Here is a 23,705-nt window from a genome sequence, read left to right on the forward strand (position 1 = left end):
GTCGAGTTCCTCGGCATGACCCCGTTGATCCTCGTCACGCTGGTGGTGCTGTGGCAGTGCGTCCTCGTCGGCTACACCTTCAGCCTCGCCGGGAACGCCGCCGACGAGGCGGTGCGGGCGGGAACCGCCGCCGACCCGGGCGCCCGCGGCGCGGCCTGCCGACAGGCGGGCACCGCCCGGCTGTCCGGTGCCTGGCAGGGCGACGCGACCGTCACCTGCACGACCGCCGGCGGCTATGTGACGGCCAAGGTCGCCCTCAAGGTCCCCGTCCTCTTCCCCGGCGCGATCGGCTTCCCGTTCACGGTCCACGGCTCGGCGGGCGCGGTGGAGGAGGCGAGGGACTGATGCGGTACGACGCAGACGGCGGCGCCGGGAACGCGGTGGCGGGCGGTGCCCGGGACCACGGCGCCCGGCAGACCCCGGGGTTCCGGGACCACCGGCCCCGGCGGGCCCCGGGTGTCCGGGGCCCCCGGCCTTCGCGGGTCCCGGGTGTCCGGGGCCCCCGGTTCCGAAGTGGCCCCGGCATCCACGGTCATTGGACCCGAAGTGCCCCGGGTGTACGGGGTCATTGGCCCCGACGGGCCCCGGGTGTACGGGGTCATTGGCCCCGACGGGCCCCGGGTGTACGGGGTCATTGGCCCCGACGGGCCCTGGCCGCCCTCGCCGAGGCCGTCGCCGGCCGGCTCACGCCCGCCGTCCACCGCTTCCCGCCGGCCGACCGGCGTCATCGGCCCTCGCGGGCCCCGGGTGTCCGGGGGCCCCAGTCCCGAAGCGGCCCCCGGACCGGCCGCCGCCTCGGCCGCGACCGCGGCCAGGTGGCCCTCGAATACCTCGGCTTCCTGCCGGTGCTCCTCCTCGTCGCGCTCGCGGGGATCCAGCTCGGCCTGGTCGCCTACACCGCCCAGCAGGCCGGCACCGCCGCGCGGGCCGGAGCGCGCAGCGCCTCCCTGGACGACGACTACCAGGCCGCCTGCGTCGGCGCCGTCAGCGGCGGCCTCGCCGGCGGCACGACGTGCAGCAGCGCCGACCTGGGCGAGCAGGTCCAGGTCACCGCCACCGTGCACATCCCCTCCCTGGTCCCCGGCTGGGACTTCGGCGAGGCCACCCGCACCGCGACCATGCCGCTCGACCACCGACCGAGGAGCACCTGAGATGAGCCTGCGGGCACGCATCGGCTCCCCCGAGGAGCACCGCAGCCGCGGAGAGGACGGCCACCTGGTCGCCTCCTACCGCGCCAAGCTGCTGGAGGAGATCGACCTCGCGGAGATGGGCGCACTGGCCGCCGCCGAACGCCGGGCCCGCCTGGAGCGCGTCCTCGGCCACATCATCAGCCGTGAGGGTCCCGTGCTGTCCACGGTCGAACGCTCCCAGCTGATCCGCCGCGTGGTCGACGAAGCCCTCGGCCTCGGCATCCTCGAACCCCTCCTCGAAGACGCCTCCATCACCGAGATCATGGTCAACGGCCCCGACGCGATCTTCGTCGAACGGGCCGGCCGCGTCGAACAGCTCCCGCTGCGCTTCGCCAGCGCCGAGCAGCTGATGCAGACCATCGAACGGATCGTCTCGACCGTCAACCGCCGCGTCGACGAGTCCAACCCGATGGTCGACGCCCGCCTCCCCTCCGGCGAACGCGTCAACGTCATCATCCCGCCGCTCGCCCTGACCGGCCCCACGCTCACCATCCGCCGCTTCCCGCGCTCCTTCACCCTGCACGAGCTGGTCGGCTTCGGCTCCCTCGACGACCACATGGTGTTCCTGCTGGCCGGCCTGGTGCAGGCCCGCTTCAACATCATCGTCTCCGGCGCCACCGGCACCGGGAAGACCACCCTCCTCAACGCGCTGTCCGGGCTGATCCCGGAGCACGAACGCATCATCACCATCGAGGACTCCGCCGAACTCCAGCTCCAGCAGTCCCACGTCATCCGGCTGGAGTCCCGCCCGCCCAACGTCGAGGGCAAGGGCCGCATCACCATCCGCGACCTGGTCCGCAACTCGCTGCGCATGCGGCCCGACCGCATCGTCGTCGGCGAGGTCCGCGGCGGCGAGTCCCTCGACATGCTCCAGGCGATGTCCACCGGCCACGACGGCTCCCTGGCCACCGTGCACGCCAACAGCGCCGAGGACGCCCTCACCCGGCTGCAGACCCTCGCCTCCATGTCCGACGTGGAGATCCCCTTCGTCGCCCTGCACGACCAGATCAACAGCGCCGTCGACGTCATCGTCCAGCTCACCCGCTTCCCCGACGGCGCCCGCCGCATCACCGAGATCGCCCTGCTCGACAGCCACGGCGGCGAGCCGTACCGCCTGGCCACGGTCGCCCGCTTCCAGGCGCAGCCGATGACCGGGGACGGCCGCGTGTACGGCACCTTCCAGTACTTCCCGCTGCCCCGCCGCACCGCCGACCGCCTCTACATGGCCGGCCAGCCCATCCCGCAGGCGTACGGCGTCGCGCACAGCGACGACCAACTGGCCACCCGAGAGGCGAGGTAGGACGCCATGACCCTGCACACGTTGATCACCCTCACCACCGGCGTCACCCTGCTGACCTGCGTCCTCGCCGTCACTGGCGTCCACCTCTACGCCCGCGGCCGGGCCCAGCGCGCCGCGCTCGTCGACCGCCTGACCCTCACCGGGCCCGCCCCCGCCGGCGGCCGCACCCGCCACTTCCGCGGCCTGGACCGCCGCCTGCGCCGCACGAGGCTCGGCCGCAGGCTGGAACTGCGTCTGGCGGCCACCGGCCTGGACGTGACCCCGGGCGAGTTCTTCGCGGCGATGCTGGCGACCGTCGCCGGGCTGTGGCTGCTCGGCCAGGCGACGCTCGCGCCCTTCTTCGGGCCGATCGCCGGGCTGCTCGGCGTGTGGGCGGCCCTGCAGTTCCTCACCTGGCAACGCCAGAAACGCATCGAGCGGTTCATCAACCAGCTCCCCGAGCTCGCCCGCATCCTGGCCAACGCCACCCAGGCCGGCCTCGCCCTGCGCACCGCGATCGGCATGGCGGCCGAGGAACTGGAGGCGCCCGCCGGTGAGGAACTGGGCAAGGTCGCCGACCAGTTGGCGGTGGGCGTGTCCCTGGACGACGCCCTGGAGGAACTCGCGGCCCGCCTGCCCTCCCGCGAACTCGTCGTGCTCGTCACCACCCTCGTCCTGTCCAACCGGGCGGGCGGCCAAGTGGTCGGCGCGCTGCGCAACCTCACCGAGACGCTGGAGGAACGCAAGGAGACCCGGCGCGAGATCCGCACCCAGCTCTCCCAGGTCAACATGACGTCGTACGCCGTCCCGGTGATGGGCATCGGCTCCCTCTTCCTGATGAACGGCGTCAAGGACGGCGCCCTGGACCGCATGACCGGCTCACCGGTCGGGCAGGCCTGCGTGATCATCGCGTTCGCGCTGTACGCGATCGGCTTCGTCCTCATCCGCCGTATGTCCCGGATCGACGTCTGAGAAGGAGGCGACGGCATGGCACTCGCACTGGCCCTGCTGACGGCGCTGAGCGTGGCGGGTGTCTTCACCGGCATCCGCATGTACCGCTCGGAGGCGAAACTCCCCGGCGACCTCGCCCTCGCCCTCGAGGTCGGCTCGACCCGCACCGGCGCGGTCGACTCCCTCATCGACCGCATGGGCATGCGGTACGCCCCCGCCGTCCTGCGCCTGATGGGCCCCCGGCTGGTCGCCCGCTACCGCCGCAAGATCGACCTCGCCGGCAACCCCGGCGGCCTCACCCTCGACCGCTACGCCGCCCGCAGAGCGGTCTACGGCGCGCTGGGCGCCACCGGCTTCCTGGTCTTCCTGCTGCGCGGCCAGTACCTGATCGCCCTCCTCCTGCTCGCCTTCGGCGCCTTCTGGACCGAGGTCGGCATCTGGGCGGCGATCCGCGTCCGCAAGGACGTCATCGAGCGCACGCTGCCCGACTTCCTCGACGTCCTCGCCGTCGTCGTCAGCGCCGGCCTCGGCTTCCGCCAGGCCCTGGACCGCGTCGCCTCCCGCTACGAGGGTCCCTGGGCCGACGAGATCCGCATCACCCTGCGCCAGATGGACCTCGGCATGAGCCGCCGCGAGGCCTTCGCGGAGCTGCGGCGCCGCAACGACTCCGAGCAGGTCGCCATGTTCGTCACGGCCCTGCAGCAGGGCGAGGAACTCGGCGCGCCGATCGTCGACACGCTGGTCTCCCTCGCGAAGGACATGCGCCGCACGGACGCCCAGAACGCCCGCCGCAAGGCGGCCCGCGCGGTGCCCCGCGCCACGCTCATGATCACGACGTTCATGGTCCCGGCGACGATGCTGCTGCTCGGAGCGGGCCTGCTGCTGGGCTCGGGCACGGACTTCGGCTCGATCACGGGGGAGTAGAGGGGAGGGGTGAACGGATGGCACTGACGGAGCGGACGGGTGTGCGCGGCGGGAGAGCCGTGGTGAACGGCGGTGAAGCCGCCGACGGCGAGAAGGCCCCACCGGGGCCACCCGCACCCGACGACGAAAGCCGCACGAGTGGTGCCGGTGGGAACCCGGACGCGGCCGAAGGCCGCGCACCCACGACGAAACCCGCACCCACGACGAAACCCGCACCCGCACCGGAGCCCACCCCCGTCCCCGCCCCCGCCCCGGAACGCAACGCCCTGCAGGCCCTGTGCCGCCAGGTCTTCGGCTTCCGCCTGGCCATGATCGCTCTCGCCGCCCCCGCCGCCCTCCTCAACGCCGCCCCCGGCTGGGGCACCCGCCTGGTCGGCGCGGCCGTCGTGGTCACCTTCATGGCGTCCTACGCCCTCTTCCGCGACTGGGAGCGCTTCGGCCCCCTCCTGCTGCGCCACCCCACCCTCCTCGCCGTGGACACCCTCTTCGGCTCGCTCCTGCTGATCTCCGCCGGCCCCGACACCACGCTCGCGTACGTCAGCGTGTGCACCCCCCTGCTCGCCGGGATCGTCTACAGCTGGCGGGGAGCGGCCTGCTTCGCCAGCCTCCAGTCCCTGATCCTGCTCCTGGTCCACGCGACGGCCCGCGACCTGCACGCCAATCCGGCCGAGGCGCTGCTCCTGCCGGGCCTGTGCGTGGTGACGGGCGCCCTCGGCTCCACCCTGCGCAACCTCCTGCTCCGTTTCGGCGCCGCGACGCAGGCCCTCGCGGAGGCCCGGTCCCGGCTGGCGGCACGCGAGGCGGCCGACGCGGAACGCGCCCACCTGGCCCGGGAGATGCACGACTCGGTGGCCAAGACCCTGCACGGCGTGGCGCTCGCGGCGGACGGCCTCGCGGTCTCGGCCAGCCGCCCGCGCACGGACCCGGCGGTCGTCGGACGCCAGGCGGAACTGATCGCCCGAGCCGCCCGCCGCGCCGCGACGGAGGCCCGCGCCCTCCTGACGGACCTGCGCCGGGAACAAGCGGGTGACCTGGACTTCCTCGGAGAACTGGCGTCCAGGACGCAGGACTTCACCACCCGCACCGGCATCCCCGCCGACTACAGCGCCCCTCCCGCGGCCGTCCCCCTCGACCCCGCAGCCACTCACCAGCTCCTGAAGATCGCCGAAGAAGCCCTGGAGAACGCCCACCGCCACGCGGACCCCACCCGGATCGAGGTCCGGGCGGCCCTGCACGACGACCACCTGCGCATGACGATCCAGGACGACGGCCGCGGCCTGCCCCCCGGCACGGCCCTGGAGCACCTCCGCACCGGCGGCCACTTCGGCCTTCTGGGCATGGCCGAACGCGCCACGTCCATCGGCGCGCGCTTCCACATCGGCCACGGCGACCGGGCGCGCGGCACGCTGATCAGCGTCGAACTCCCCGTGGACCGGCCCCGGGAGGCTGCCCGATGACCCTCCGCGTCCTGATCGCGGACGACAATCCGGTGGTCCGCGCCGGCCTCGCGGCACTGCTGTCCGGCCACGACGACATCACGGTCGTCGCGGAGGCCTCCGACGGCCGCGCAGCCCAGGAGGCGGCCGAACGGGACCGCCCCGACGTCGTCCTCCTGGACGTCCACATGCCCGGCGTCGACGGCCTGGCGGCCCTGCCCCACCTGACCCCGCTCGCACCGGTCCTCATGCTCACCTACAGCGGCGAACCCGAGACCACGCTGGAGGCGCTGCGCAGGGGGGCGGCCGGCTACCTGGTCCACGGCGAGTTCACGGTGGACCAACTCCTGGCCGCGGTGAGGGACGCGAGCCGGGGCCGCCCGCATGTGTCTCCGACGGCGACGGAGGCATTGCTGGGCCACCTGAGGGGCACCGGCGAAAGTGCGACTGCACACGACAGCGAGCCCAACATGACGCAAAATGAAGGGCCTTCTCCTCGTGCTGCTTCACAACTGCAACGCAATGTGGGACAGTCGACCCCGTTGGGTGCTCACCTCAGCGCGAGGGAAGCGGAGATCATGGACCTCATCGCCACCGGCCTGACGAACCAGCAGATCGCCGCGGCCTGCTTCATCAGCGAGAAGACGGTCAAGAACCACATCAACCGCATCTTCGCCAAGCTGCACAGCACCAGCCGCGCGGAGGCGACGGCCAAGTGGCTGGGCACGGCCCCCCGGGAGCGGCGATGAACGCCTGGGCCCGCATTTGGGCCCACGGACCCTCGCAGAACCACAGCGCGGCGCCTTACCGTTCCCGCGCCGACAGAGGGGAGCACCATGAGCAACTGGATCACCCGCATCGCCCACGACGACAAGGGGCAGACAGCGGTGGAGTATCTGGGCATCATCGCGGTCGTGGTCGCCATCGTGTTGGCGATCACGGGCACGGACATCGGCAACACCATCTACACCGCCATCACGGACAAGATCAACGAGGTCATCGGCGGCTGATGCCCCGCCGTGAGTACGGCGACGCAGGGCAGGCCTTTCCTGTCTACCTCACGGTGATAGGGGGCCTGCTCCTGCTTGCGTTCGCTTACTTCGCGGTCGGACAGGCGGGGGCCAACAGGAACGGCGCCCAGACCGCGGCCGACGCGGCGGCGCTCGCCGCGGCCCAGGACACACGCGACCAACTGGCCGGCCAGTGGGTGAAGGACGTGCTGGATCCGGCCAAGTGGCAGGACGTCTTCGACGGAGTGGTGCCGGTCGACGCGTCGTGCCCGAAGGCGGACCAACTCGCCGCCGCGAACGACGCCCACGTCGAGCAGTGCGCGCCGACCGGACCCCTGGGCTACGAAGTGAAGGTGAAGTCCGACAAGCCGGTCGGCGACTCCATCGTCCCGGGCACGGAGAACCAGTACGCGACGGCGTCCGCCAAGGCGGTGATCGAACCGCTCTGCACGTTCGACACCGCCGCGGCAGGCAAAGACGTCCTGCCACGGCTCACGTGCAAGGACCGCGACTGGGACATCGACCCCAAGGATCCGGTGGACCTCCCGGAGCCACGGGATCTCTTCGACGTCCACCTGGCCGACTGAGCAGCGAACGACGAGTCGATAAGGAAGCAGAGCGATGAGCTTGCGCAGGGGGATGACCGCACTGGCTGTGGCGGTCGGTCTGGCTGTCGGCGTGGCTGCGTGTGGTGGGGGAGGCGATGACGACACCAAGCCGAAGACGTCGGCGTCTGCCTCCAAGGGGGGTGACTCCAAGCCAACCGCCCAGGAGGGCCAGTCGGACGCCCCGATGGCCGAGATGAAGGGGCCGAACGGGCTGCTGCTCCAAGTCACCTCTGCCCAGCGCGATCCGGGGGGCTTCGTCACAGTCAACGGCAATCTGAAGAACGATGGAGCACAGCGGGTGACCGTCCCCGCCGGTGTGCGAGGTGACGAGACGGAGATCGTGCGGCACGGCATGTCCCTGGGGGGTGCAACCCTCGTGGACAGCAAGGAGAAGAAGCGCTACTACGTGCTGCGTGACACGGACGGACGACCCCTGACCACCACCGGCTTCTCCTCGCTCAAGCCGGGTGAGTCGCTCTCCTTCTTCATTCAGTTCCCCGCTCCGCCGGACGGCACCACGGAAGTGACCTTCCAGCTTCCGATGTTCGCCAGCGCCGCGATCCAGATCTCCGGATGAGGCCCGCCCCATGACCCTCACCCGAGCCCTCACCCTCACCGCCGCCGTCCTGCTCCTCACCCCCACGGCCGCCTACGCCGACGACGGCCCCAGCGTGCCGCCCGGTACCGAGGCCACCGCGAGCGCGCCGGTGAAGGTCGACCCGGGCGACCCCGATCTCAAGCTCCCCGAGGGCGCGACGCTGGCCGCGCCGAAGGTGCTGGACATCAAGTCCGTCGTGGAGGACCAGTCGGGCGACGAGCGCCGTGAGGACACCAACGCGGACGTGAAGTTCGCGCTGCAGGCCGAGGTGCTGTTCGGCAAGGACAGCGCGAAGCTGAGCCCGGACGCGAGGGCGCGGATCGCCGCGATCGCGCAGGAGATCAAGAAGCAGAACGCGACCCGCATCCGTGTCTTCGGCTTCACGGACAACCTCGGCTCGGCCGCCCACGGCGACGTGCTGTCGCGGCAGCGGGCCAACGCCGTGCAGGACGCGCTGGACGACGACCTGAACGACCCGAACGTCACCTTCGAGGTCCGCGGATACGGCGAGGAGTACCCGATCGCCTCGAACGCCACGGAGGAGGGCCGCCGCAAGAACCGCCGGGTCGAGGTCAGTTTCCCGCGCTCGGAAAGCTGACCCGCACCCCCGCGCGCAGCCCCCACCGGGCCATGGCTCCGGCCTCGGCCTCCAGCACGTGCCGGGCCCGCAGCCGGGGCCGGCCGAGCTGGCCCGGGGGCATGGTGCGTACGGCGAGGACCCGCAGGTGCCGGTCGAGGTAGGCGACGTCGATCGGCATGCGCATCCGGAAGGTGTGCACGCTGCTGGCGGGGGACAGCAGCATGGCTCCGTCCAGCGAGTCCCGCCCCAACAGCCCGCGCGTCCGCGCCCGGTAGGAGGCGGCGATCTCCAACGGCACGGTCACCGCTCCCTCCCCCTCCCCGACGACCAGCACCCCTCGCCCATCACGCCATCTCCCCATGCCCCCACCCTCCCACCGTGGACGCACCGAGGGTCAACCGAGCGGCACGCCGAAGTGAGGCACCAGGCCGCCCGTAAAGCAGTTGTGGGTGTGGGGTGGGCGGGATAGGAAGCTGGCATGAGTGGACTCGGTGTTGTTTTCAGGCCTCAGCTTCCTCCGGAGCGGTTGCGTGCCGTGGCTCAGGTCGCCGATGCGGCGGGGCTGGAGGAGTTGTGGTTGTGGGAGGACTGCTTCCTGGAGGGCGGCGTGTCCACGGCCGCCGCCGCGCTGGCGTGGACCGAGCGGGTGCGGGTCGGGATCGGGCTGCTGCCCGTGCCGCTGCGCAACGTCGCCGTCACGGCCATGGAGGCGGCCACGCTGGAGCGGATGTTCCCCGGCCGCGCGATCCTCACCGTCGGGCACGGGGTGCAGGACTGGATGGGGCAGGTCGGGGCGCGCGCCGAGTCGCCGATGACGCTGCTGCGCGAGTACCTGCTCGCCCTGCGCGCCCTGCTGCGGGGTGAGCGGCTCAGCACCGAGGGCCGGTACGTGCGGCTCGACGACGTCGCACTCGACTGGCCGCCGGCCTCGCCGATGCCGGTGCTCGCCGGTGTCACCGGGCCCCGCTCCCTGCGGCTGTCCGGTGAGGCCGCCGACGGCACGCTGCTGACCATCGTCAACTCCGCCGACGGCGTGCGGCGGGCGCGGGGGATCGTCGACGAGGGGCGGGAGGCGGCCGGACGGCTCGGCGATCCGCACCGGGTCGTCGTCTACCTGCTCACCGTCACCGGGCCCGACGCAGAGGCCCGGCTGCGCGCCGAACTCGCCGCCGAGGGCCTCACCGACGTCCCCGGCGTCGGTGTCGCCGGGGACGCCGAGACCGTCGCCAAGGCCGTGCGGGAGTTCCACGCGGCCGGCGCCGACACCGTCGTACTGCAGCCGACCGGGGACGAGCCCGATCCGGAGGGGTTCGTGCGGTTCGCCGCGCGGGAGGTGCGGCCGCTCCTCGCGTAGGGTCCGTCAGCGCGCCGGGACAGCTGGGCCCGTCAGGGCCCGGAGGCACCTGCCGGCGGCCTCATCCTCTCGGGTGGTCGCCCGTCGCCCCGTCCAGCAGCTCGCGCATGATGTCCATGTGGCCCGCGTGCCGGGCCGTCTCCTCGACCATGTGGACCAGCACCCAGCGCAGCGACACCTCGCGGTCCGGGTGCCACGACGGGCGGCCCACCGCGTCCAGCGGGAGCTCGGTGAGCGTGCGGTCGGCGGCGGCGCGGGCGCGCCCGTAGAACGCGGCGATGCTCTCCGCCGTCTCGTCCTCGGACGCGTGCATGTCCTCGTCCGTGTACGGGTCGAACCAGAGCGGCTCCCGCTCACGGCCGAACGTCTCCACGAACCAGCCGTACTCCACCGAGGCCAGGTGCTTCACCAGCCCGAGCAGGTTCGTGCCGGAGGGGGTCATGGGGCGGCGCAGCCGCTCCTCGTCCAGGCCCTGCAGCTTCCACAGCACCGCGTCCCGGTGCCGGTCCAGGCTCGCCCGCAGCGTGTCCTTCTCGTCCGCCCGGTACTGCTGCCCGTCGCCGTCGCTCATGCCGATCCCCCTGCCGCTTCGATGTGGTCCTGCACCACGCCGCCGAAACTAACAGGCGCCACTGACAACGCCCTGCGATGATCGTCGCCATGCCCGCACAGCCCGGCCACCGCAGCTTCGAGGAACTCGTCGCCGAGGGCGCCTCCGCCCCCACCGAGGGGTGGGACTTCTCCTGGTTCGAGGGGCGGGCCACCGAGCAGCGGCCGTCGTGGGGGTACGCCACGGCGATGGCCGGACGGCTCGGGTCGGCCGCCGCCGCCCTGGACGTGCAGACCGGGGGAGGGGAGGTGCTCGACTTCGCCCTCGGCCGCGCGGCCGCCCCACCCGCCCTCGTCGTCGCCACCGAGGGCTGGGCCCCGAACGTCGCCAAGGCCACCGCGTTGCTGCACCCGCGCGGGGTCGCCGTCGTCGCCTCGCCCGAGGACGCGCCGCTGCCGTTCGCCGACGCGGCGTTCGACCTGGTGGTGAGCCGGCATCCGGTGCGGCCGCAGTGGGCGGAGATCGCGCGCGTGCTGGAGCCCGGCGGCACCTACTTCGCCCAGCACGTGGGCCCGAGCAGCGTCTTCGAGCTCGTCGAGTTCTTCCTGGGACCGCAGTCGGAGCAGACGCGACGCGCCCGTCACCCGGACCGGGAGCGTGCCGACGCCGAGGCCGCCGGGCTGGAGATCGTGGACCTCAGGTCGGAGCGGCTGCGGATGGAGTTCCACGACATCGGGGCCGTGGTGCACTTCCTGCGCAAGGTGGTCTGGATGGTCCCCGGTTTCACCGTGGAGGCGTACGAACCGCGGCTGCGCGCCTTGCACGAGCGCATCGAGGCGGAGGGGCCGTTCGTCGCGCACAGCAGCCGGCATCTCGTCGACGCGCGCAAGCCCCGTCACTGAGGTCACGGCAGTCACACCGTTTCCACAGCCACACGGTTTCCACATTGTTATCGCTGTCTGCTCGCGTTCACCCGGCTGCCTCGCATAGGTTCAGACCAAGGTGATTCGCGTGAGCAAAGCTGCGCGGGCGGTACCGCGCAGTGGAGGGGGCTGCGCGGTACCGCCGCCGTCAAGGAGCGTCGGTGGCGGGTAGCCCATCGGGGGGACGGCCGCCGACAGGTTCCCCGCACCTTTCCCTGCGCCCATCACGCCGCCGACCACGGCTTCTTCCGTCAGCACCGCGTCGCCGGGCGATTTCGGAGCGTAGTTGTGGCACGCCGATGCACACACCTGCCCTTACGAAGGGTTATGGTGGAAACCCCCCCTCGGGCCGGTCCGTCTCCCCCCCACGGACCGGCCCGTTTTCTTTTCCCCCGCCGTCCGGCTGTCGCTACAGTCCGCCCATGTCGAACGGTCACCCGATACCGCCCGGCCCCTACGGCCCGCCCACCCCCTCCGGCACGCCGAGCGGCGCCCCCGGCCAGAGCGAGGCCTACGGCCACCCCGCCGAGCCGAGCGCGTACGGCCACCCCGCCGAGCCCGGTGCGTACGCCCAGCCCGGCGCCTACGGCCACCCCACCCACCCCGGCGCCTACGCCCACCCCGCCCCGCCGGCCGCGCCCTACCCCCAGCCGCACCCGCCCTACGCGCCCTACGGTGCGACGCCGCCGTACGCGATGCCCACCGCCGTCCGTGCCGCGCAGGTGGTGATCTTCGTGATGACGGGGCTCGCCGTGCTGCTCACCTTCGTCGTCGCCGCCACGGTCGGCGCAAGGCCCGCCGGTGAGTTCTTCGGGGCGTATCTCATGACGATCCCGCTGTTCGTCCTCGCGTTCCTGTACGGCAGCGCCGGCAACGCGGTCCGCGTGACGTCCGTCGTGCTGGCCTCCGTACAGATCGTCATCGCCCTTGGCGCCACGGCCAATCGCACCCCCGGCGGCATCCTCCCGCTCGCCGGCGCCATCGCCGTCGTCTCCCTGCTCGGCAACGGCAGCGCGGGCCGGTGGTTCCGCCGCCCCCGCGGGGTCCCGGCGCCCCCGCGGCCGCCGTACGCCTGACACCCGAACACGGTCCACCCGGCCGGCGGGGGTAGGCTTCGCCACCGGGGACCGCCATACGGACAGGTGCCGCGCCCGGCCGGAGCCCGGCGCGCCTGTCCGTTCCGCACCGGAGGGGCTGACAATCACGTGAACCTGCGCGACAAGCTGCGCGGCCTTCTCGTCGGGCTGTACGCGCGGCGGGTGGAAGGCCACCTGGACCACGCTCAGGTGCCCAAGCACATCGGCGTCATCATGGACGGCAACCGGCGCTGGGCGAAGGCCGCGGGCTCCACCACCGCGCAGGGCCACCAGGCCGGGGCGGACAAGATCGAGGAGTTCCTCGGCTGGTGCAGCGAGACCGACGTCGAGGTCGTCACCCTGTGGCTGCTGTCCACGGACAACCTCACCCGCCCGGAGGACGAGCTCCGTCCGCTGCTCGGCATCATCGAGGGCGTCGTGCGCACCCTCGCCGCCGACGGCCGCTGGCGCGTGCACCACGTGGGCACCCCGGACATCCTGCCGGCCGGCATGCAGCGCACGCTGAAGGAGGCCGAGGAGGCCACCGCGCACGTCGACGGGATACTGGTCAACGTCGCCATCGGCTACGGCGGCCGCCAGGAGATCGCCGACGCCGTGCGCTCCATGCTGTTCGACGCCCACGAGCGGGGCGTGGCGATGGACGACCTCGCCGAGCAGGTCGACGTCGACATGATCGGCCGCCACCTGTACACCAGCGACCAGCCCGACCCCGACCTCGTCATCCGCACCAGCGGCGAGCAGCGGCTGTCCGGTTTCATGCTGTGGCAGACCGCGCACTCCGAGTACTACTTCTGCGAGGTCTTCTGGCCGGCCTTCCGCAAGGTCGACTTCCTGCGCGCGCTGCGCGACTACGCGGCCCGTCACCGCCGTTACGGCGGCTGACGCGGCGACACCCCCTCACGGCCCCCCTGGGCCGCCCCGTGTACGTCTCGCGCGGAAGTAACACGGAGTTCACCGCCGCGCCGCCCTGCCCTGTGGCATGGCGGCGCATTTTCGAGGGCATAAGGCAAGCAGGTCGACACCCGAACCACGGGCGTCGGATCTCAGCGGACGGCACGGGGCCGTCCGCCCGGGAGGCCCTTTGCACCAGCCCCACCGTGCGGTGACGGCACGGAAGCAGCCGCGGAGGGCCGGTTTTCGGCCCGCCGTACACGGGGGCCGGCCGCCGGCCGTGATGTGTCCACCCTCCCGGACCGGCTTCCACCTCGTCGCTCCCCGACCTCATCCGAGGGGGTACGTCCTTCCGTGGTGACCAGCACAAAGCGCCCCAAGCCAGACCGGCGCACCTACGTTCTCGACACCAGCGTCCTGCTGGCCGACCCGAACGCCCTGACCCGCTTCGACGAGCACGAGGTCGTGCTCCCCATCGTCGTGGTGACGGAGCTGGAGGCCAAGCGGCACCATCCCGAACTCGGCTACTTCGCCCGGCAGGCGCTGCGCCTGCTCGACGACTACCGGGTGCGGTACGGCCGTCTCGATGCCCCCATCCCGACCGGGGAGCTCGGCGGGACCGTGCGGGTCGAGCTCAACCACTCGGACCCCAGCGTGCTGCCCACCGGCTACCGGCTGGGGGACAACGACTCGCGCATCCTCGCGGTCGCACGCAACCTGCAGGCCGAGGGGCTCGACGTCACCGTCGTCTCGAAGGACCTCCCGCTGAGGATCAAGGCGTCCTCGGTGGGCCTGCTCGCCGAGGAGTACCGCGCCGAGCTGGCCATCACGGAGAACTCCGGCTGGACGGGGATGAGCGAACTCACCCTGCCGGCGGAGCAGGTGGACATCCTCTTCGAGGAAGGCCATCTGTACGTCCCGCAGGCGGCCGAACTGCCCGTGCACACGGGGCTGACCATCCACTCCGAGCGGGGCAAGGCCCTCGGCCGCGTCACCCCGGAGGGCAACGTCCGGCTGGTGCGCGGCGACCGGGAGGCGTTCGGCATCAAGGGCCGCAGCGCCGAGCAGCGCATCGCGCTGGACCTGCTGCTCGATCCGGACGTCGGGATCGTGTCGATGGGCGGCCGGGCCGGCACCGGCAAGTCGGCGCTCGCGCTGTGTGCCGGCCTGGAGGCGGTCCTGGAGCGCCGCCAGCACCAGAAGGTGATGGTCTTCCGCCCGCTGTACGCGGTCGGCGGCCAGGAGCTGGGCTATCTGCCCGGCACCGAGGCGGAGAAGATGAGCCCGTGGGCCCAGGCCGTCTTCGACACCCTCTCGGCGGTCACCTCGCGCGAGGTCATCGAGGAGGTCACCGCGCGCGGCATGCTGGAGGTCCTGCCGCTCACCCACATCCGCGGCCGTTCGCTGCACGACGCCTTCGTCATCGTCGACGAGGCGCAGTCGCTGGAACGGAACGTCCTGCTGACCGTGTTGTCCCGGATCGGGGCCAATTCCCGGGTGGTTCTCACCCATGACGTGGCACAGCGGGACAATCTGCGGGTCGGGCGCTACGACGGTGTGGTGGCCGTCGTGGAGAAGCTGAAGGGGCACCCGCTCTTCGCCCATGTGACGCTGAACCGGTCCGAGAGGTCCCAGATCGCTGCGCTTGTGACCGAAATGCTCGAAGAGAGCAGTATCTGAGAAGGACGGGAGTTTCCGGGGTTCTGACCCACCGTCGGCGCCGTTCCGCAAAGGCCGAGAGCCTAGCGGGGCGGCGCCGCCGCGTGTGCGCGTTCGATGAAATCCCCAGGGGCAAACGGGATGTGAGCTTTCACACGCAACTCGGAATTGCGGTGCGGCGTCGGGTTACGGCAGAGTCTCACTCCTGTCAGGCCCCGCATACGACACATCTGTACCCCCAGCGGTACGGCACCACAGTTCAACTCCATAGCAGCCGTCGTATGCCGCCCGAGCACCACGCGGCGCTCCCGTGCCGGGAGTTGCCCACCGGGCCCGCGCCTCCCGTGACCCCGCAGTTGGGGAGGCCAGTGCCAGGGGCACGATTGCGTCCGCCAGGGTCACCGAAGCGGGCGATGCTGGAAGGAAACCGTGTGAGCCGGATTTCGGTCCGGGGATTCGCAGTGGCCTCCGCCACCGCGGTCACCGCTGTCGGAAGCGTCGTCGGCGTTGCCTCGGGCAGCACCGCGCAGCCGAACGACGCCGAGGCGACGGCAGCCGACGTCACGCTCCTCGCGGACATCCCCGCGGGACAGCAGGCGCAGGTGCAGACCGCGTCCCTGGCGCAGCAGGCCGACGCGCAGGCCATCGCCGCCGACGCGAGCGCCAAGAAGACCGCCGAGGAAGCGGCCCGCAAGGCGGCCGCCGAGACCGCGATCGCGAAGAAGGAGGCCGCCGAGAAGGCGGCGAAGGAAGCCAAGGAGCGCGAGGAGGCCGAGAAGGCCGCCAGCCGCAGCGCCCGCGACGCCTCCAGCTTCCCCATTCAGGGCTCGTACACCGTCGCGCAGATCCAGGCGATGGCGCGTCAGATGGTCGGATCCGGCCAGTTCCAGTGCTTCAGCAACATCGTGGACCACGAGTCCAGCTGGAACTACCGGGCCGTCAACGCCTCCTCCGGTGCCTACGGCCTCTTCCAGGCCCTGCCCGGCTCCAAGATGTCGTCCGTCGGCGCCGACTGGCAGACGAACCCGGCCACGCAGATCAAGTGGGGCCTCAACTACATGAACAGCCGGTACGGCAGCCCGTGCGACGCCTGGTCGTTCTGGCAGGCCAACCACTGGTACTAGGGCCTCCGCGGGAGGACGGCCGACTCGCTTCGTCGCGGTCGTTCCCCGGCTGCGGGCCGTCGCCGGCCGGTCGCGCAGTTCCCCGCGCCCCTTACGGGGGCGCTGCCCCCGGGCCCCCGCTCAACCTCGCGCAGCCCCTCCCCGTCCTAGGGGGAGGGGCTTTCGCCCTGTACGGTCGTACGCGACGACTCCGGGGGGAGTGGTGGGCAGAGACGGGGGAAGAGGACGGATCATGTCGCGAGTGCCAGGGTGGCTCGGTCGGCTCGGCGCCGGACTGACCGGGATAAGCGAGCGGCTCGACGAGCGCCGCGCCGAGTTCGAGCGCGAACAGGCCGAGCAGGAAGCCGTCGCGCCGCCCGACCACGTGCCGCCGCCCCCCGACTACGCACCCGCCGTCCCGGCCCGCCCCGACCCCGCGCAGGCCGTCCCCTGGGGCGTCCGCGTCGCCGCCGAGGCCGGCTGGCGGCTGCTGGTGCTCGCGGGCACGCTCTGGGTGCTGATGCGGGTCATCAGCGCCGTCCAGCTCGTCGTCCTCGCCTTCGTCACCGCCCTGCTCATCACCGCGCTGCTCCAGCCGACGGTGGCGCGGCTGACCCGCATGGGCGTGCCGCGCGGCCTGGCCACGGCGATGACGGCGATCCTCGGCTTCGTCATCATGGGGCTGATCGGCTGGTTCGTGACCTGGCAGGTCATGGAGAACATCGACAACCTCTCCAGCCAGATCCAGGACGGCATCGACGAGTTGCGCAAGTGGCTGCTCAACAGCCCCTTCCACGTCACCGACAAGCAGATCAACCAGATCGCCAAGAACCTGCGCGAGGCGATCGGCGCCAACACCGACCAGATCACCTCGGCCGGACTGGAGGGCGTCCAGGTCGTCGTGGAGGCCCTCACCGGCATCCTGCTGACCGTCTTCTCGACGCTGTTCCTGCTCTACGACGGCCGCCGCATCTGGGAGTGGACGTTGAAGCTCGTCCCGGCCGCCGCCCGCCCCGGCGTGGCCGGTGCCGGCCCGCGCGCCTGGCGCACGCTGACCGCGTACGTGCGGGGCACGGTGATCGTCGCCCTCATCGACGCCATCTTCATCGGTCTCGGCATCTACTTCCTCAATGTGCCGATGGCCGTGCCGCTCGCGGTGTTCATCTTCCTGTTCGCGTTCATACCGCTGGTCGGTGCCGTCGTCTCCGGCGCGCTCGCGGTCGTCGTGGCGCTCGTCACCCAGGGCGTGTTCACCGCCGTGATGACGCTCGTCGTCGTGCTGGCCGTGCAGCAGATCGAGGGGCACATCCTGCAGCCGTTCATCCTCGGGCGGGCCGTGCGGGTGCATCCGCTGGCGGTGGTGCTGTCGGTGGCGGCCGGCGGGATGGTGGCCGGGATCGGCGGCGCGGTGGTGGCCGTGCCGCTCGTGGCGGTGACCAACACGGTCGCGGGATATCTGCGGTCCTACTCGCGGGGCGTGCTGCCGCGCGGCGTGGGACAGCCGGCCCGGCCGCCGGCCGTGGACGCGGTGGACGGCGTCGACCGCGCCGAGGGCGCGTCCGTGGGGGCGGCGCCCTCCGAGGACGGGCACGGCAACGCGGAAGGCCCCGCCCACCAGCAGTGAGCGGGGCCCCTCGGGCGTACGGTCGCCTTACTCGGCGGCGAGCACGGCCTCCGCCTCCAGGGTGACGCCGACGGCCTGGACGACCGAGGCGATCTTGAAGGCTTCCTGGATGGTCTCGCGCTCGACACCGGCCTTGCGCAGGACCTGCTCGTGCGAGTCCAGGCACATGCCGCAGCCGTTGATCGCGGAGACCGCGAAGGACCACAGCTCGAAGTCGGTCTTGTCGACGCCGGGGTTGCCGATGACGTTCATCCGCAGGCCCGCGCGCAGGGTGCCGTACTCGTGGTCCGACAGCAGGTGGCGGGTGCGGTAGAAGACGTTGTTCATCGCCATGACGGCGGCGGCGGCCTTCGCGGCCTCGTAGGCCTCCGGCTTGAGGTTCGCCTTCGCCTCCGGCTCCAGCTCACGCAGCACGATCGGGGAGCGCGAGGCGATGGCGGTCGCCAGCACCGTGCCCCACAGCTGCTGCGCGGGCAGGTCGGAGTTGCCGATGACCGAGCCCAGGTTGAGCTTCAGGTCCTTGGCGTAGTCCGGGACGCGGGACTTCAGGGAGTCGAGGGACATGCCTCACTCACCAGCCAGCAGCTTGACCGGGTCCAGGGTCTCGTCGCCCTTGCTCCAGTTGCACGGGCACAGCTCGTCCGTCTGCAGGGCGTCCAGGACCCGCAGGACCTCCTTCGGGTTCCGGCCGACGGAGCCCGCGGTCACCATGGTGAACTGGATCTCGTTGTTCGGGTCGACGATGAAGACGGCGCGCTGGGCGAAGCCGTCCTCGCCCTCGATGCCGAGGTCCCGCATGAGCTCGTGCTTGGAGTCGGCCATCATCGGGAACGGAAGGTCGGTCAGGTCCGGGTGGTCCTTGCGCCAGGCGTGGTGGACGAACTCGGAGTCACCGGAGAAGCCGAGGATCTGGGCGTCGCGGTCGGCGAACTCCTCGTTCAGCTTGCCGAACGCGGCGATCTCGGTCGGGCACACGAAGGTGAAGTCCTTGGGCCACGCGAAGACGACCTTCCACTTGCCCTCGTAGGTCTTGTGGTCGATCGTCTCGAACTCCTTGCCCTTCTCCAGCGAGACGCAGGCGGTCAGTTCGAACTCGGGGAACTTGTCACCGACAGTGAGCACACGCTCTCCTTGCAGCGAAGAAACACCCCTTTTGGGGGTGTTTCCCATGGGTTGGACGTAGTTGATGTTGGCACACCGTGCATTGATTACGGAAATAGCTACACTCGGTCAGGTTGATCGGAGGGAGCTATCAGTGAGCGTGGCCAGCGTGACCGCAGCAGCCGGCAGCAAGCGGAAACAGCCCAGCTTGGCGCAGCTGCGGGCATTCGCGGCGGTCGCCGAGCACCTGCACTTCCGGGACGCCGCCGCGGCGATCGGCATGAGCCAGCCGGCCCTCTCGGGCGCCGTGTCCGCGCTGGAGGAGACACTCGGTGTCACCCTCCTCGAGCGTACGACGCGCAAGGTACTGCTCTCGCCGGCGGGGGAACGCCTCGCGGTGCGCGCCAAGGCCGTACTGGACGAGGTCGGGGCGCTGATGGAGGAGGCCGAGGCGGTGCGGGCGCCGTTCACCGGGGTGCTGCGGCTCGGGGTGATCCCCACGGTCGCGCCGTATCTGCTGCCGACGGTGCTGCGGCTGGTGCACGAGCGCTACCCCGACCTGGACCTGCAGGTGCACGAGGAGCAGACGGCCTCCCTCGTGGAGGGACTCCACTCGGGGCGGCTGGACCTGCTGTTGCTGGCCGTGCCGCTCGGCGTGCCGGGGGTCGTCGAACTGCCGCTGTTCGACGAGGACTTCGTGCTGGTCACGCCCATGGACCATCCGCTCGGGGGCCGGGAGGGGATACCGCGGGAAGCGCTGAAGGAGCTCAACCTGCTCCTGCTGGACGAGGGGCACTGCCTGCGGGACCAGGCGCTCGACATCTGCCGCGAGGCGGGACGGGAGGACGCGCCGGTGACGACGACCGCGGCGGGGCTGTCCACGCTGGTGCAGCTGGTCGCGGGCGGCCTGGGGTGCACGCTGCTGCCGCGTACGGCACTGAAGCTGGAGACGGCGCGCAGCAGTCAGCTGCTCACCGGGTACTTCGCCTCGCCGGCGCCCACACGGAGGGTCGCGCTGGCCATGCGGGCGGGGGCGGCTCGCTCGGCGGAGTACGAGGAGCTGGCGGAGGCGTTGCGGGGGGCGCTGCGGGGGTTGCCGGTGCGGGTGGTTTCCGGCGAGGAGTAGTTCTTCGGCGGCGGGTGGAGCGGGGGCGGGGCGGTGAGTGTTCCGCCCCGCCCCCTGCTCGCCGTGGGCGGCTACTCCGTGCGCAGGCCCTCCGGGCGCATCAGCCTGAGCAGGGGTGGCAGGCTCAGGGCCGTCACCGCGAGGACGATCGCCGCGCCGATGCCCGTCATGGACAGCACGCTGGACCAGTCCACGGTGACCGGGGTCGCCGTCATGCGCAGGAGGACCGCGCCGAGGGTCATGCCGACCGCCGTGGCCAGCAGGAGGCCCAGCGCGATGGGGATCGCCGTCTGCCACAGGACCGAGAGGCCGAGGGTACGGCGGCGGGTGCCGAACGCGACCAGGGCGGACAGCAGTTTGCGGCGCTCGCGCAGCTGCTCCAGCTGGGAGACCAGCAGGCTCGCCCCGATCAGGCCGAGGACACAGGTCGCGCCGACGAAGAGGCCCGTGCGGATGGCGGCGAACTTCGGTGTCTGGCGGGTCGACGTCCACTGCATCGCGTCGGCCAGGGGGTCGATGCGGGCCGAGGCGGTGCGGGCGTACTCCACGGCGTCCGGCACCGCGGGATCGAAGGTGAGGAAGAACTGCCCGGTCAGGGCCGGTGCCGCCGGCGGGGGCACGGCGCCCCAGGTGAGGAGGAAGCCGGAGCGCTTGATGCCGTTCGGGTCCTTGATCGCGTCGGCCTGCTTCAGCCCCGCCGGGACGTGCCAGGGGATCTCCCGGCCCCGTGAGTCGCCGTAGGAGGGGTCGATGTACAGCAGTTGGCCCGGACGGGCGAGCTTGGCGGTCGTCCCCTCGTCGTACTCGCCGCCGCGCAGGGCGAAGATGTCGCCGTCGCGGCAGGACGGCAGGGCGGCCACCTCGCGCAGGGCAGCGCAGTCGCCGACCATCATCTCGCTGCCGAGGTCCGGATCCTTGCGGGCGGCGCCGAGGCTCACCTGGGACAGCGCGGTCACCCGGCGTACGCCCTCGGTGCGGCGGAACGTCGCGGTCGCGCCCGCGACATCGCTGCCGGAGTGGACCGTCACCTGCATGTCGGCCCGGCTCACGTCCTTGCCGGTGCTGCGGGTGTAGTCGTCCTCGACGCCCGCGAACAGCATCTGCAGCGCGATCGCCCCGGCTACCGCCACGGCGATGCCGTTGACCATGCGGGCCGCGGTGCCGCTGCTCAACTGCAGACGCCGGACGGCCAGTTGCCAGGCGACACCGCCCGCGCCGAGCCGGCCCACGACCGTCTCCACGACCCACGGCAGCAGCGAGGTCACGCCGACGAGGAGCAGCAGGACACCACCGGTGACCAGGTACTGGTTGAAGTCGCCGTGGTCGCGGCCCTGGCCCAGCATCGGGTACAGCATCCCCAGGCCGGCCAGCGGCAGCAGCAGCCGCCACCACAGCCGGCGGCGGGCGGGCTTCGCCGTGCGCACCACGCCCAGGGGTTCGATGACCACTCCGCGCAGCGCGAACAGCGTGACCAGCACGGCGGCCGCGGGCACCGCCACGGCGACCAGCAGGGCGAGCAGCGGGGAGGGGTTGAGGGAGCTGGGGAAGACGCTGATGTCCAGGATGTCGAAGGTCCCGGCCAGTTGGCGGCCGAGCACGAAGAAGACGCTGCCCAGCACCAGCCCGAGCAGGGCGCCGCCGAGCGCCTCGCCGGCCGCGATGCGCCGGGTCATGCGGCTGTCGGAGCCGACCAGCCGCAGGGCCGCCAGCCGCCGGTCGCGCTGCTCGCCGCCGAACCGTACGGCCGCGGCGATGAACACGGCGACCGGCATCAGCAGGACGACGAAGATGACGAGGACCAGCAGGAGCAGGACGGGGTCCATCCGCTCCGGGGAGGCGTTCGGGTTGCCGAAGTGCTCGAGGCGGACCACGCGGCCGCCGTCGACGCGGGACGCGAGCCCGTCGGCGCCGCGGTAGAGGACGAGTTCGGCCGGGCCGAGCAGCCCGCTCTCGCCGATCGTGCCCACGATCCGTTCCGGCAGCCGTTCGCGCAGCAGCCTGCCCTCGTCGGAGGTGAGCAGCTTCTTCAGGGCGGGGGAGACCACCATCTCGCCCTTGGCCGGGAACGCGTCCACGCCGGGCGGCAGCGGCGCGTGCGGCCCCTCGGGCTGCAGCGCCCGCCCCAGGATGTCCTTGTCGCGGAAGGTGGTGCCGGCGTCGGCGACCAGCAGGGAGTGGTCCGACGCGCTGCGCACGCTTGTCCCGACGAACAGGCTGGAGCGCGCCTCGCTGCGTTCGTGCCGTACGGACAGCGCGCTCGGGATCGCGGTGGTGAGCAGCAGCAGCGCCACGCCCAGGCCGACGCCCACGGCGGTCAGCAGGGCCCGGATCCATCCCTCGCGTCCGCCGCTGAAGGCGAAGCGCACCCCCATGGCCAGGTCCCTGGCCCACTGCCGGAGGTTCATACGATGCGCTCCATGTCGCGGGACCTGCCGTCGCGTACGACGACCTCGCGGTCGGAGTAGGCGGCCACCCGGGCCTCGTGGGTGACGAGGACGACGGCGGCGTTGGCGGAACGCGCGGCGTCCGTCAGCAGCTCCATGACGCGCTCGCCGTTGAGGGAGTCCAGGGCGCCGGTGGGTTCGTCGGCGAAGACGACACGCGGGTCGGTGACCAGCGCACGGGCGACGGCGACGCGCTGCCCCTGCCCGCCGGACACCTCGCCGGGCCGCTTCTTCCTCAGGTCGTCGACCTCCAGGCGCTCCATCCACCCCAGGGCGGCCCGCTCGGCCTCCTTGCGGGAGGCGCCGTTGAGCCGCATGGGCAGGGCGACGTTCTCCACGCAGGTCAACTCGGGTACGAGCTGCCCGAACTGGAAGACGAACCCGAACTCGCTCCTCCTCAGGGCGCTGCGCTCGCTGTCGCTCATCGCCGACAGCTCGCGGCCGGCGTAGGTGATCGTGCCCTCGTCGGGGGTGACGATCCCGGCGAGGCAGTGCAGCAGCGTCGACTTGCCCGAGCCGGAGGGGCCCATGACGGCGACGACCTCGCCGGGGTGGATGGAGAAGGAGGCGCCGTCGAGGGCGACGGTGGGTCCGTAGACCTTGCGCAGGCCGTCGGCGGCGAGCAGGGAACCGGCGGGGGCGTTCACGGGGCCACCACCGCCTCGCGCAGCTTGTCCAGCCGGGCGGCGGTCAGCTCCAGCCAGCGCAGGTCGGCCTCCAGGTGGAACAGGGCGTGGTCGCAGATCAGCTGGTCCGCGAGGTCGCCCTTGCGCTTGCGGTCGGTGAGGATGCGCATGCTGCGCAGGTGCTCGGAGCGCTGCGTGTCGAGGATGTCGGCGGCGTCGCGGTGGGTGAGCAGCGCGAGGACGACCTTGGTGTACAGCGTCGACTGCAGGTACGGCTCGGGCTTCTCCGGCGTCGCCAGCCACCGTGCCACGTCGGTGATGCCGGCCTCGGTGATGGCGTACCGCTTGCGCTCGGGGCCGCCGCCGGCCTCGATGCCGTCGACTTCGACGAGACCGTTCTTCAGCAGGCGGGACATCGTCGAGTAGACCTGGCCGTAGTGCAGCGGCCGGTCGTGACCGAACTTCTCGTCGAAGGCGCGCTTGAGGTCGTAGCCGTGGCGCGGCCCTGACTCCAGGAGGCCCAGAAGGGTGTGACCGATGGACATGGGGCGACTCTACACACGGTGTATACGCCGCGTGTATACACGCCGTGTGCAGCCCCTGCCCCTGCGTACGCCCCCGCAGGTGAGAG

26 protein-coding genes are annotated in these 23,705 nt (G+C 71.9%); 19 read left to right on the forward strand and 7 right to left on the reverse strand.

Annotated features, from left to right (window positions below; all coding sequences use genetic code 11):
• Positions 1 to 15 precede the first annotated feature (15 nt).
• From ACF1AL_RS24185 to ACF1AL_RS24235, 11 genes are all read left to right on the forward strand, one after another.
• On the forward strand, positions 16 to 345 hold the full coding sequence (locus tag ACF1AL_RS24185; RefSeq protein ID WP_366840085.1) for a pilus assembly protein: 330 nt from the start codon (positions 16 to 18) through the stop codon (positions 343 to 345).
• A 470-nt stretch (positions 346 to 815) separates the two neighbouring features.
• Positions 816 to 1,151 (forward strand): TadE/TadG family type IV pilus assembly protein, encoded by a 336-nt coding sequence (locus tag ACF1AL_RS24190; RefSeq protein WP_391662367.1) that lies wholly within the window; start codon positions 816 to 818, stop codon positions 1,149 to 1,151.
• A 1-nt stretch (position 1,152) separates the two neighbouring features.
• Positions 1,153 to 2,490 carry a CpaF family protein gene (locus ACF1AL_RS24195; RefSeq protein WP_366840059.1) on the forward strand — a complete coding sequence of 446 codons (1,338 nt, stop codon included), beginning with the start codon at positions 1,153 to 1,155 and terminating at the stop codon, positions 2,488 to 2,490.
• Positions 2,491 to 2,496: 6 nt separating this feature from the next.
• Entirely contained in the window at positions 2,497 to 3,441 is a 945-nt protein-coding gene (locus ACF1AL_RS24200; RefSeq protein WP_391827342.1) for a type II secretion system F family protein, read from the forward strand.
• A gap of 15 nt (positions 3,442 to 3,456) precedes the next feature.
• The gene (locus ACF1AL_RS24205; RefSeq protein ID WP_366840061.1) at positions 3,457 to 4,344 is read left to right on the forward strand and encodes a DUF5936 domain-containing protein; all 888 of its coding nucleotides are present in this window, start codon (positions 3,457 to 3,459) and stop codon (positions 4,342 to 4,344) included.
• A 17-nt stretch (positions 4,345 to 4,361) separates the two neighbouring features.
• Positions 4,362 to 5,801: a histidine kinase gene (locus ACF1AL_RS24210; protein WP_391827344.1), complete on the forward strand. Its 1,440-nt coding sequence runs from the start codon at positions 4,362 to 4,364 to the stop codon at positions 5,799 to 5,801.
• On the forward strand, positions 5,798 to 6,529 hold the full coding sequence (locus tag ACF1AL_RS24215; protein WP_391827346.1) for a response regulator: 732 nt from the start codon (positions 5,798 to 5,800) through the stop codon (positions 6,527 to 6,529). The genes ACF1AL_RS24210 and ACF1AL_RS24215 overlap by 4 nt, the downstream gene beginning before the upstream one ends.
• 87 nt (positions 6,530 to 6,616) lie before the next feature.
• Positions 6,617 to 6,790, forward strand: a complete 174-nt coding sequence (locus ACF1AL_RS24220) for a Flp family type IVb pilin (protein WP_386584374.1) — start codon at positions 6,617 to 6,619, stop codon at positions 6,788 to 6,790.
• Complete coding sequence (locus ACF1AL_RS24225; protein WP_391827348.1) at positions 6,790 to 7,377, forward strand: pilus assembly protein TadG-related protein; 588 nt, start codon at positions 6,790 to 6,792, stop codon at positions 7,375 to 7,377. Before ACF1AL_RS24220 ends, ACF1AL_RS24225 begins: the two co-directional genes overlap by 1 nt.
• Before the next feature lie 34 nt (positions 7,378 to 7,411).
• Positions 7,412 to 7,975, forward strand: a complete 564-nt coding sequence (locus ACF1AL_RS24230) for a hypothetical protein (RefSeq protein WP_391827350.1) — start codon at positions 7,412 to 7,414, stop codon at positions 7,973 to 7,975.
• Between the two features lie 10 nt (positions 7,976 to 7,985).
• Positions 7,986 to 8,594 (forward strand): OmpA family protein, encoded by a 609-nt coding sequence (locus ACF1AL_RS24235; protein ID WP_384208837.1) that lies wholly within the window; start codon positions 7,986 to 7,988, stop codon positions 8,592 to 8,594.
• Here the strand turns inward: ACF1AL_RS24235 and ACF1AL_RS24240 are convergent.
• Positions 8,569 to 8,937 (reverse strand): DUF192 domain-containing protein, encoded by a 369-nt coding sequence (locus ACF1AL_RS24240; protein WP_391827352.1) that lies wholly within the window; start codon positions 8,935 to 8,937, stop codon positions 8,569 to 8,571. The genes ACF1AL_RS24235 and ACF1AL_RS24240 overlap by 26 nt on opposite strands.
• A gap of 117 nt (positions 8,938 to 9,054) precedes the next feature.
• On the opposite strand from ACF1AL_RS24240, the gene ACF1AL_RS24245 reads away from it, so the two are divergent.
• Positions 9,055 to 9,930, forward strand: coding sequence for an LLM class flavin-dependent oxidoreductase (locus tag ACF1AL_RS24245; protein ID WP_391705320.1), 876 nt, complete (start codon positions 9,055 to 9,057; stop codon positions 9,928 to 9,930).
• A 61-nt stretch (positions 9,931 to 9,991) separates the two neighbouring features.
• Here the strand turns inward: ACF1AL_RS24245 and ACF1AL_RS24250 are convergent, their stop codons facing one another.
• Positions 9,992 to 10,501 carry a DinB family protein gene (locus ACF1AL_RS24250; RefSeq protein ID WP_386419559.1) on the reverse strand — a complete coding sequence of 170 codons (510 nt, stop codon included), beginning with the start codon at positions 10,499 to 10,501 and terminating at the stop codon, positions 9,992 to 9,994.
• Positions 10,502 to 10,590: 89 nt separating this feature from the next.
• Between ACF1AL_RS24250 and ACF1AL_RS24255 the strand changes: the two genes are divergently transcribed.
• The 6 genes from ACF1AL_RS24255 (at position 10,591) to ACF1AL_RS24280 (ending at position 17,777) form a co-directional block, all read left to right on the forward strand.
• On the forward strand, positions 10,591 to 11,382 hold the full coding sequence (locus ACF1AL_RS24255) for a methyltransferase domain-containing protein (RefSeq protein WP_391827354.1): 792 nt from the start codon (positions 10,591 to 10,593) through the stop codon (positions 11,380 to 11,382).
• A 443-nt stretch (positions 11,383 to 11,825) separates the two neighbouring features.
• Positions 11,826 to 12,479, forward strand: a complete 654-nt coding sequence (locus ACF1AL_RS24260; protein ID WP_391827356.1) for a hypothetical protein — start codon at positions 11,826 to 11,828, stop codon at positions 12,477 to 12,479.
• A 129-nt stretch (positions 12,480 to 12,608) separates the two neighbouring features.
• Positions 12,609 to 13,382 carry an isoprenyl transferase gene (locus ACF1AL_RS24265; RefSeq protein ID WP_366840073.1) on the forward strand — a complete coding sequence of 258 codons (774 nt, stop codon included), beginning with the start codon at positions 12,609 to 12,611 and terminating at the stop codon, positions 13,380 to 13,382.
• 363 nt (positions 13,383 to 13,745) lie between these two features.
• Positions 13,746 to 15,071, forward strand: coding sequence for a PhoH family protein (locus ACF1AL_RS24270; protein ID WP_384208856.1), 1,326 nt, complete (start codon positions 13,746 to 13,748; stop codon positions 15,069 to 15,071).
• A 410-nt stretch (positions 15,072 to 15,481) separates the two neighbouring features.
• Complete coding sequence (locus tag ACF1AL_RS24275) at positions 15,482 to 16,174, forward strand: transglycosylase SLT domain-containing protein (protein WP_366840075.1); 693 nt, start codon at positions 15,482 to 15,484, stop codon at positions 16,172 to 16,174.
• A gap of 232 nt (positions 16,175 to 16,406) precedes the next feature.
• Entirely contained in the window at positions 16,407 to 17,777 is a 1,371-nt protein-coding gene (locus ACF1AL_RS24280) for an AI-2E family transporter (protein ID WP_391819416.1), read from the forward strand.
• Between the two features lie 27 nt (positions 17,778 to 17,804).
• Here ACF1AL_RS24280 and ACF1AL_RS24285 read toward each other — a convergent pair whose 3' ends face one another.
• Together ACF1AL_RS24285 and ACF1AL_RS24290 are read right to left on the reverse strand one after the other, a co-directional pair.
• A complete protein-coding gene (locus ACF1AL_RS24285; protein WP_366840077.1) occupies positions 17,805 to 18,341 on the reverse strand; it encodes an alkyl hydroperoxide reductase in 537 nt (178 codons plus the stop codon).
• Between the two features lie 3 nt (positions 18,342 to 18,344).
• Positions 18,345 to 18,899 (reverse strand): peroxiredoxin, encoded by a 555-nt coding sequence (locus ACF1AL_RS24290; RefSeq protein ID WP_366840078.1) that lies wholly within the window; start codon positions 18,897 to 18,899, stop codon positions 18,345 to 18,347.
• Positions 18,900 to 19,047: 148 nt separating this feature from the next.
• On the opposite strand from ACF1AL_RS24290, the gene ACF1AL_RS24295 reads away from it, so the two are divergent.
• Positions 19,048 to 20,004, forward strand: coding sequence for a LysR substrate-binding domain-containing protein (locus ACF1AL_RS24295; protein WP_391705327.1), 957 nt, complete (start codon positions 19,048 to 19,050; stop codon positions 20,002 to 20,004).
• 71 nt (positions 20,005 to 20,075) lie between these two features.
• On the opposite strand, the gene ACF1AL_RS24300 is transcribed toward ACF1AL_RS24295, so the two are convergent.
• From ACF1AL_RS24300 to ACF1AL_RS24310, 3 genes are read right to left on the reverse strand one after another with little or no spacing between them, the layout of a single operon-like run.
• Positions 20,076 to 22,409: an ABC transporter permease gene (locus tag ACF1AL_RS24300; RefSeq protein ID WP_391705330.1), complete on the reverse strand. Its 2,334-nt coding sequence runs from the start codon at positions 22,407 to 22,409 to the stop codon at positions 20,076 to 20,078.
• Positions 22,406 to 23,095 (reverse strand): ABC transporter ATP-binding protein, encoded by a 690-nt coding sequence (locus tag ACF1AL_RS24305; RefSeq protein ID WP_366840081.1) that lies wholly within the window; start codon positions 23,093 to 23,095, stop codon positions 22,406 to 22,408. Before ACF1AL_RS24305 ends, ACF1AL_RS24300 begins: the two co-directional genes overlap by 4 nt.
• On the reverse strand, positions 23,092 to 23,619 hold the full coding sequence (locus ACF1AL_RS24310; RefSeq protein WP_366840082.1) for a PadR family transcriptional regulator: 528 nt from the start codon (positions 23,617 to 23,619) through the stop codon (positions 23,092 to 23,094). Before ACF1AL_RS24310 ends, ACF1AL_RS24305 begins: the two co-directional genes overlap by 4 nt.
• Positions 23,620 to 23,705 lie beyond the last annotated feature (86 nt).

It is taken from the genome of Streptomyces sp. NPDC014801, assembly GCF_043082085.1.
Taxonomy (GTDB): Bacteria; Actinomycetota; Actinomycetes; order Streptomycetales; family Streptomycetaceae; genus Streptomyces.

Excerpts from the sequence above, each read along its gene's own strand:
- ACF1AL_RS24215 (WP_391827346.1), top strand. The coding sequence starts at position 5,798 with ATGACCCTCCGCGTCCTGATCGCGGACGACAATCCGGTGGTCCGCGCC.
- ACF1AL_RS24285 (WP_366840077.1), bottom strand. The coding sequence starts at position 18,341 with ATGTCCCTCGACTCCCTGAAGTCCCGCGTCCCGGACTACGCCAAGGAC.
- ACF1AL_RS24240 (WP_391827352.1), bottom strand. The coding sequence starts at position 8,937 with ATGGGGAGATGGCGTGATGGGCGAGGGGTGCTGGTCGTCGGGGAGGGG.
- ACF1AL_RS24230 (WP_391827350.1), top strand. The coding sequence starts at position 7,412 with ATGAGCTTGCGCAGGGGGATGACCGCACTGGCTGTGGCGGTCGGTCTG.
- ACF1AL_RS24200 (WP_391827342.1), top strand. The coding sequence starts at position 2,497 with ATGACCCTGCACACGTTGATCACCCTCACCACCGGCGTCACCCTGCTG.
- ACF1AL_RS24210 (WP_391827344.1), top strand. The coding sequence starts at position 4,362 with ATGGCACTGACGGAGCGGACGGGTGTGCGCGGCGGGAGAGCCGTGGTG.
- ACF1AL_RS24245 (WP_391705320.1), top strand. The coding sequence starts at position 9,055 with ATGAGTGGACTCGGTGTTGTTTTCAGGCCTCAGCTTCCTCCGGAGCGG.
- ACF1AL_RS24280 (WP_391819416.1), top strand. The coding sequence starts at position 16,407 with ATGTCGCGAGTGCCAGGGTGGCTCGGTCGGCTCGGCGCCGGACTGACC.
- ACF1AL_RS24300 (WP_391705330.1), bottom strand. The coding sequence starts at position 22,409 with ATGAACCTCCGGCAGTGGGCCAGGGACCTGGCCATGGGGGTGCGCTTC.
- ACF1AL_RS24205 (WP_366840061.1), top strand. The coding sequence starts at position 3,457 with ATGGCACTCGCACTGGCCCTGCTGACGGCGCTGAGCGTGGCGGGTGTC.
- ACF1AL_RS24225 (WP_391827348.1), top strand. The coding sequence starts at position 6,790 with ATGCCCCGCCGTGAGTACGGCGACGCAGGGCAGGCCTTTCCTGTCTAC.
- ACF1AL_RS24250 (WP_386419559.1), bottom strand. The coding sequence starts at position 10,501 with ATGAGCGACGGCGACGGGCAGCAGTACCGGGCGGACGAGAAGGACACG.
- ACF1AL_RS24195 (WP_366840059.1), top strand. The coding sequence starts at position 1,153 with ATGAGCCTGCGGGCACGCATCGGCTCCCCCGAGGAGCACCGCAGCCGC.
- ACF1AL_RS24260 (WP_391827356.1), top strand. The coding sequence starts at position 11,826 with ATGTCGAACGGTCACCCGATACCGCCCGGCCCCTACGGCCCGCCCACC.
- ACF1AL_RS24185 (WP_366840085.1), top strand. The coding sequence starts at position 16 with ATGACCCCGTTGATCCTCGTCACGCTGGTGGTGCTGTGGCAGTGCGTC.
- ACF1AL_RS24255 (WP_391827354.1), top strand. The coding sequence starts at position 10,591 with ATGCCCGCACAGCCCGGCCACCGCAGCTTCGAGGAACTCGTCGCCGAG.
- ACF1AL_RS24220 (WP_386584374.1), top strand. The coding sequence starts at position 6,617 with ATGAGCAACTGGATCACCCGCATCGCCCACGACGACAAGGGGCAGACA.
- ACF1AL_RS24310 (WP_366840082.1), bottom strand. The coding sequence starts at position 23,619 with ATGTCCATCGGTCACACCCTTCTGGGCCTCCTGGAGTCAGGGCCGCGC.
- ACF1AL_RS24235 (WP_384208837.1), top strand. The coding sequence starts at position 7,986 with ATGACCCTCACCCGAGCCCTCACCCTCACCGCCGCCGTCCTGCTCCTC.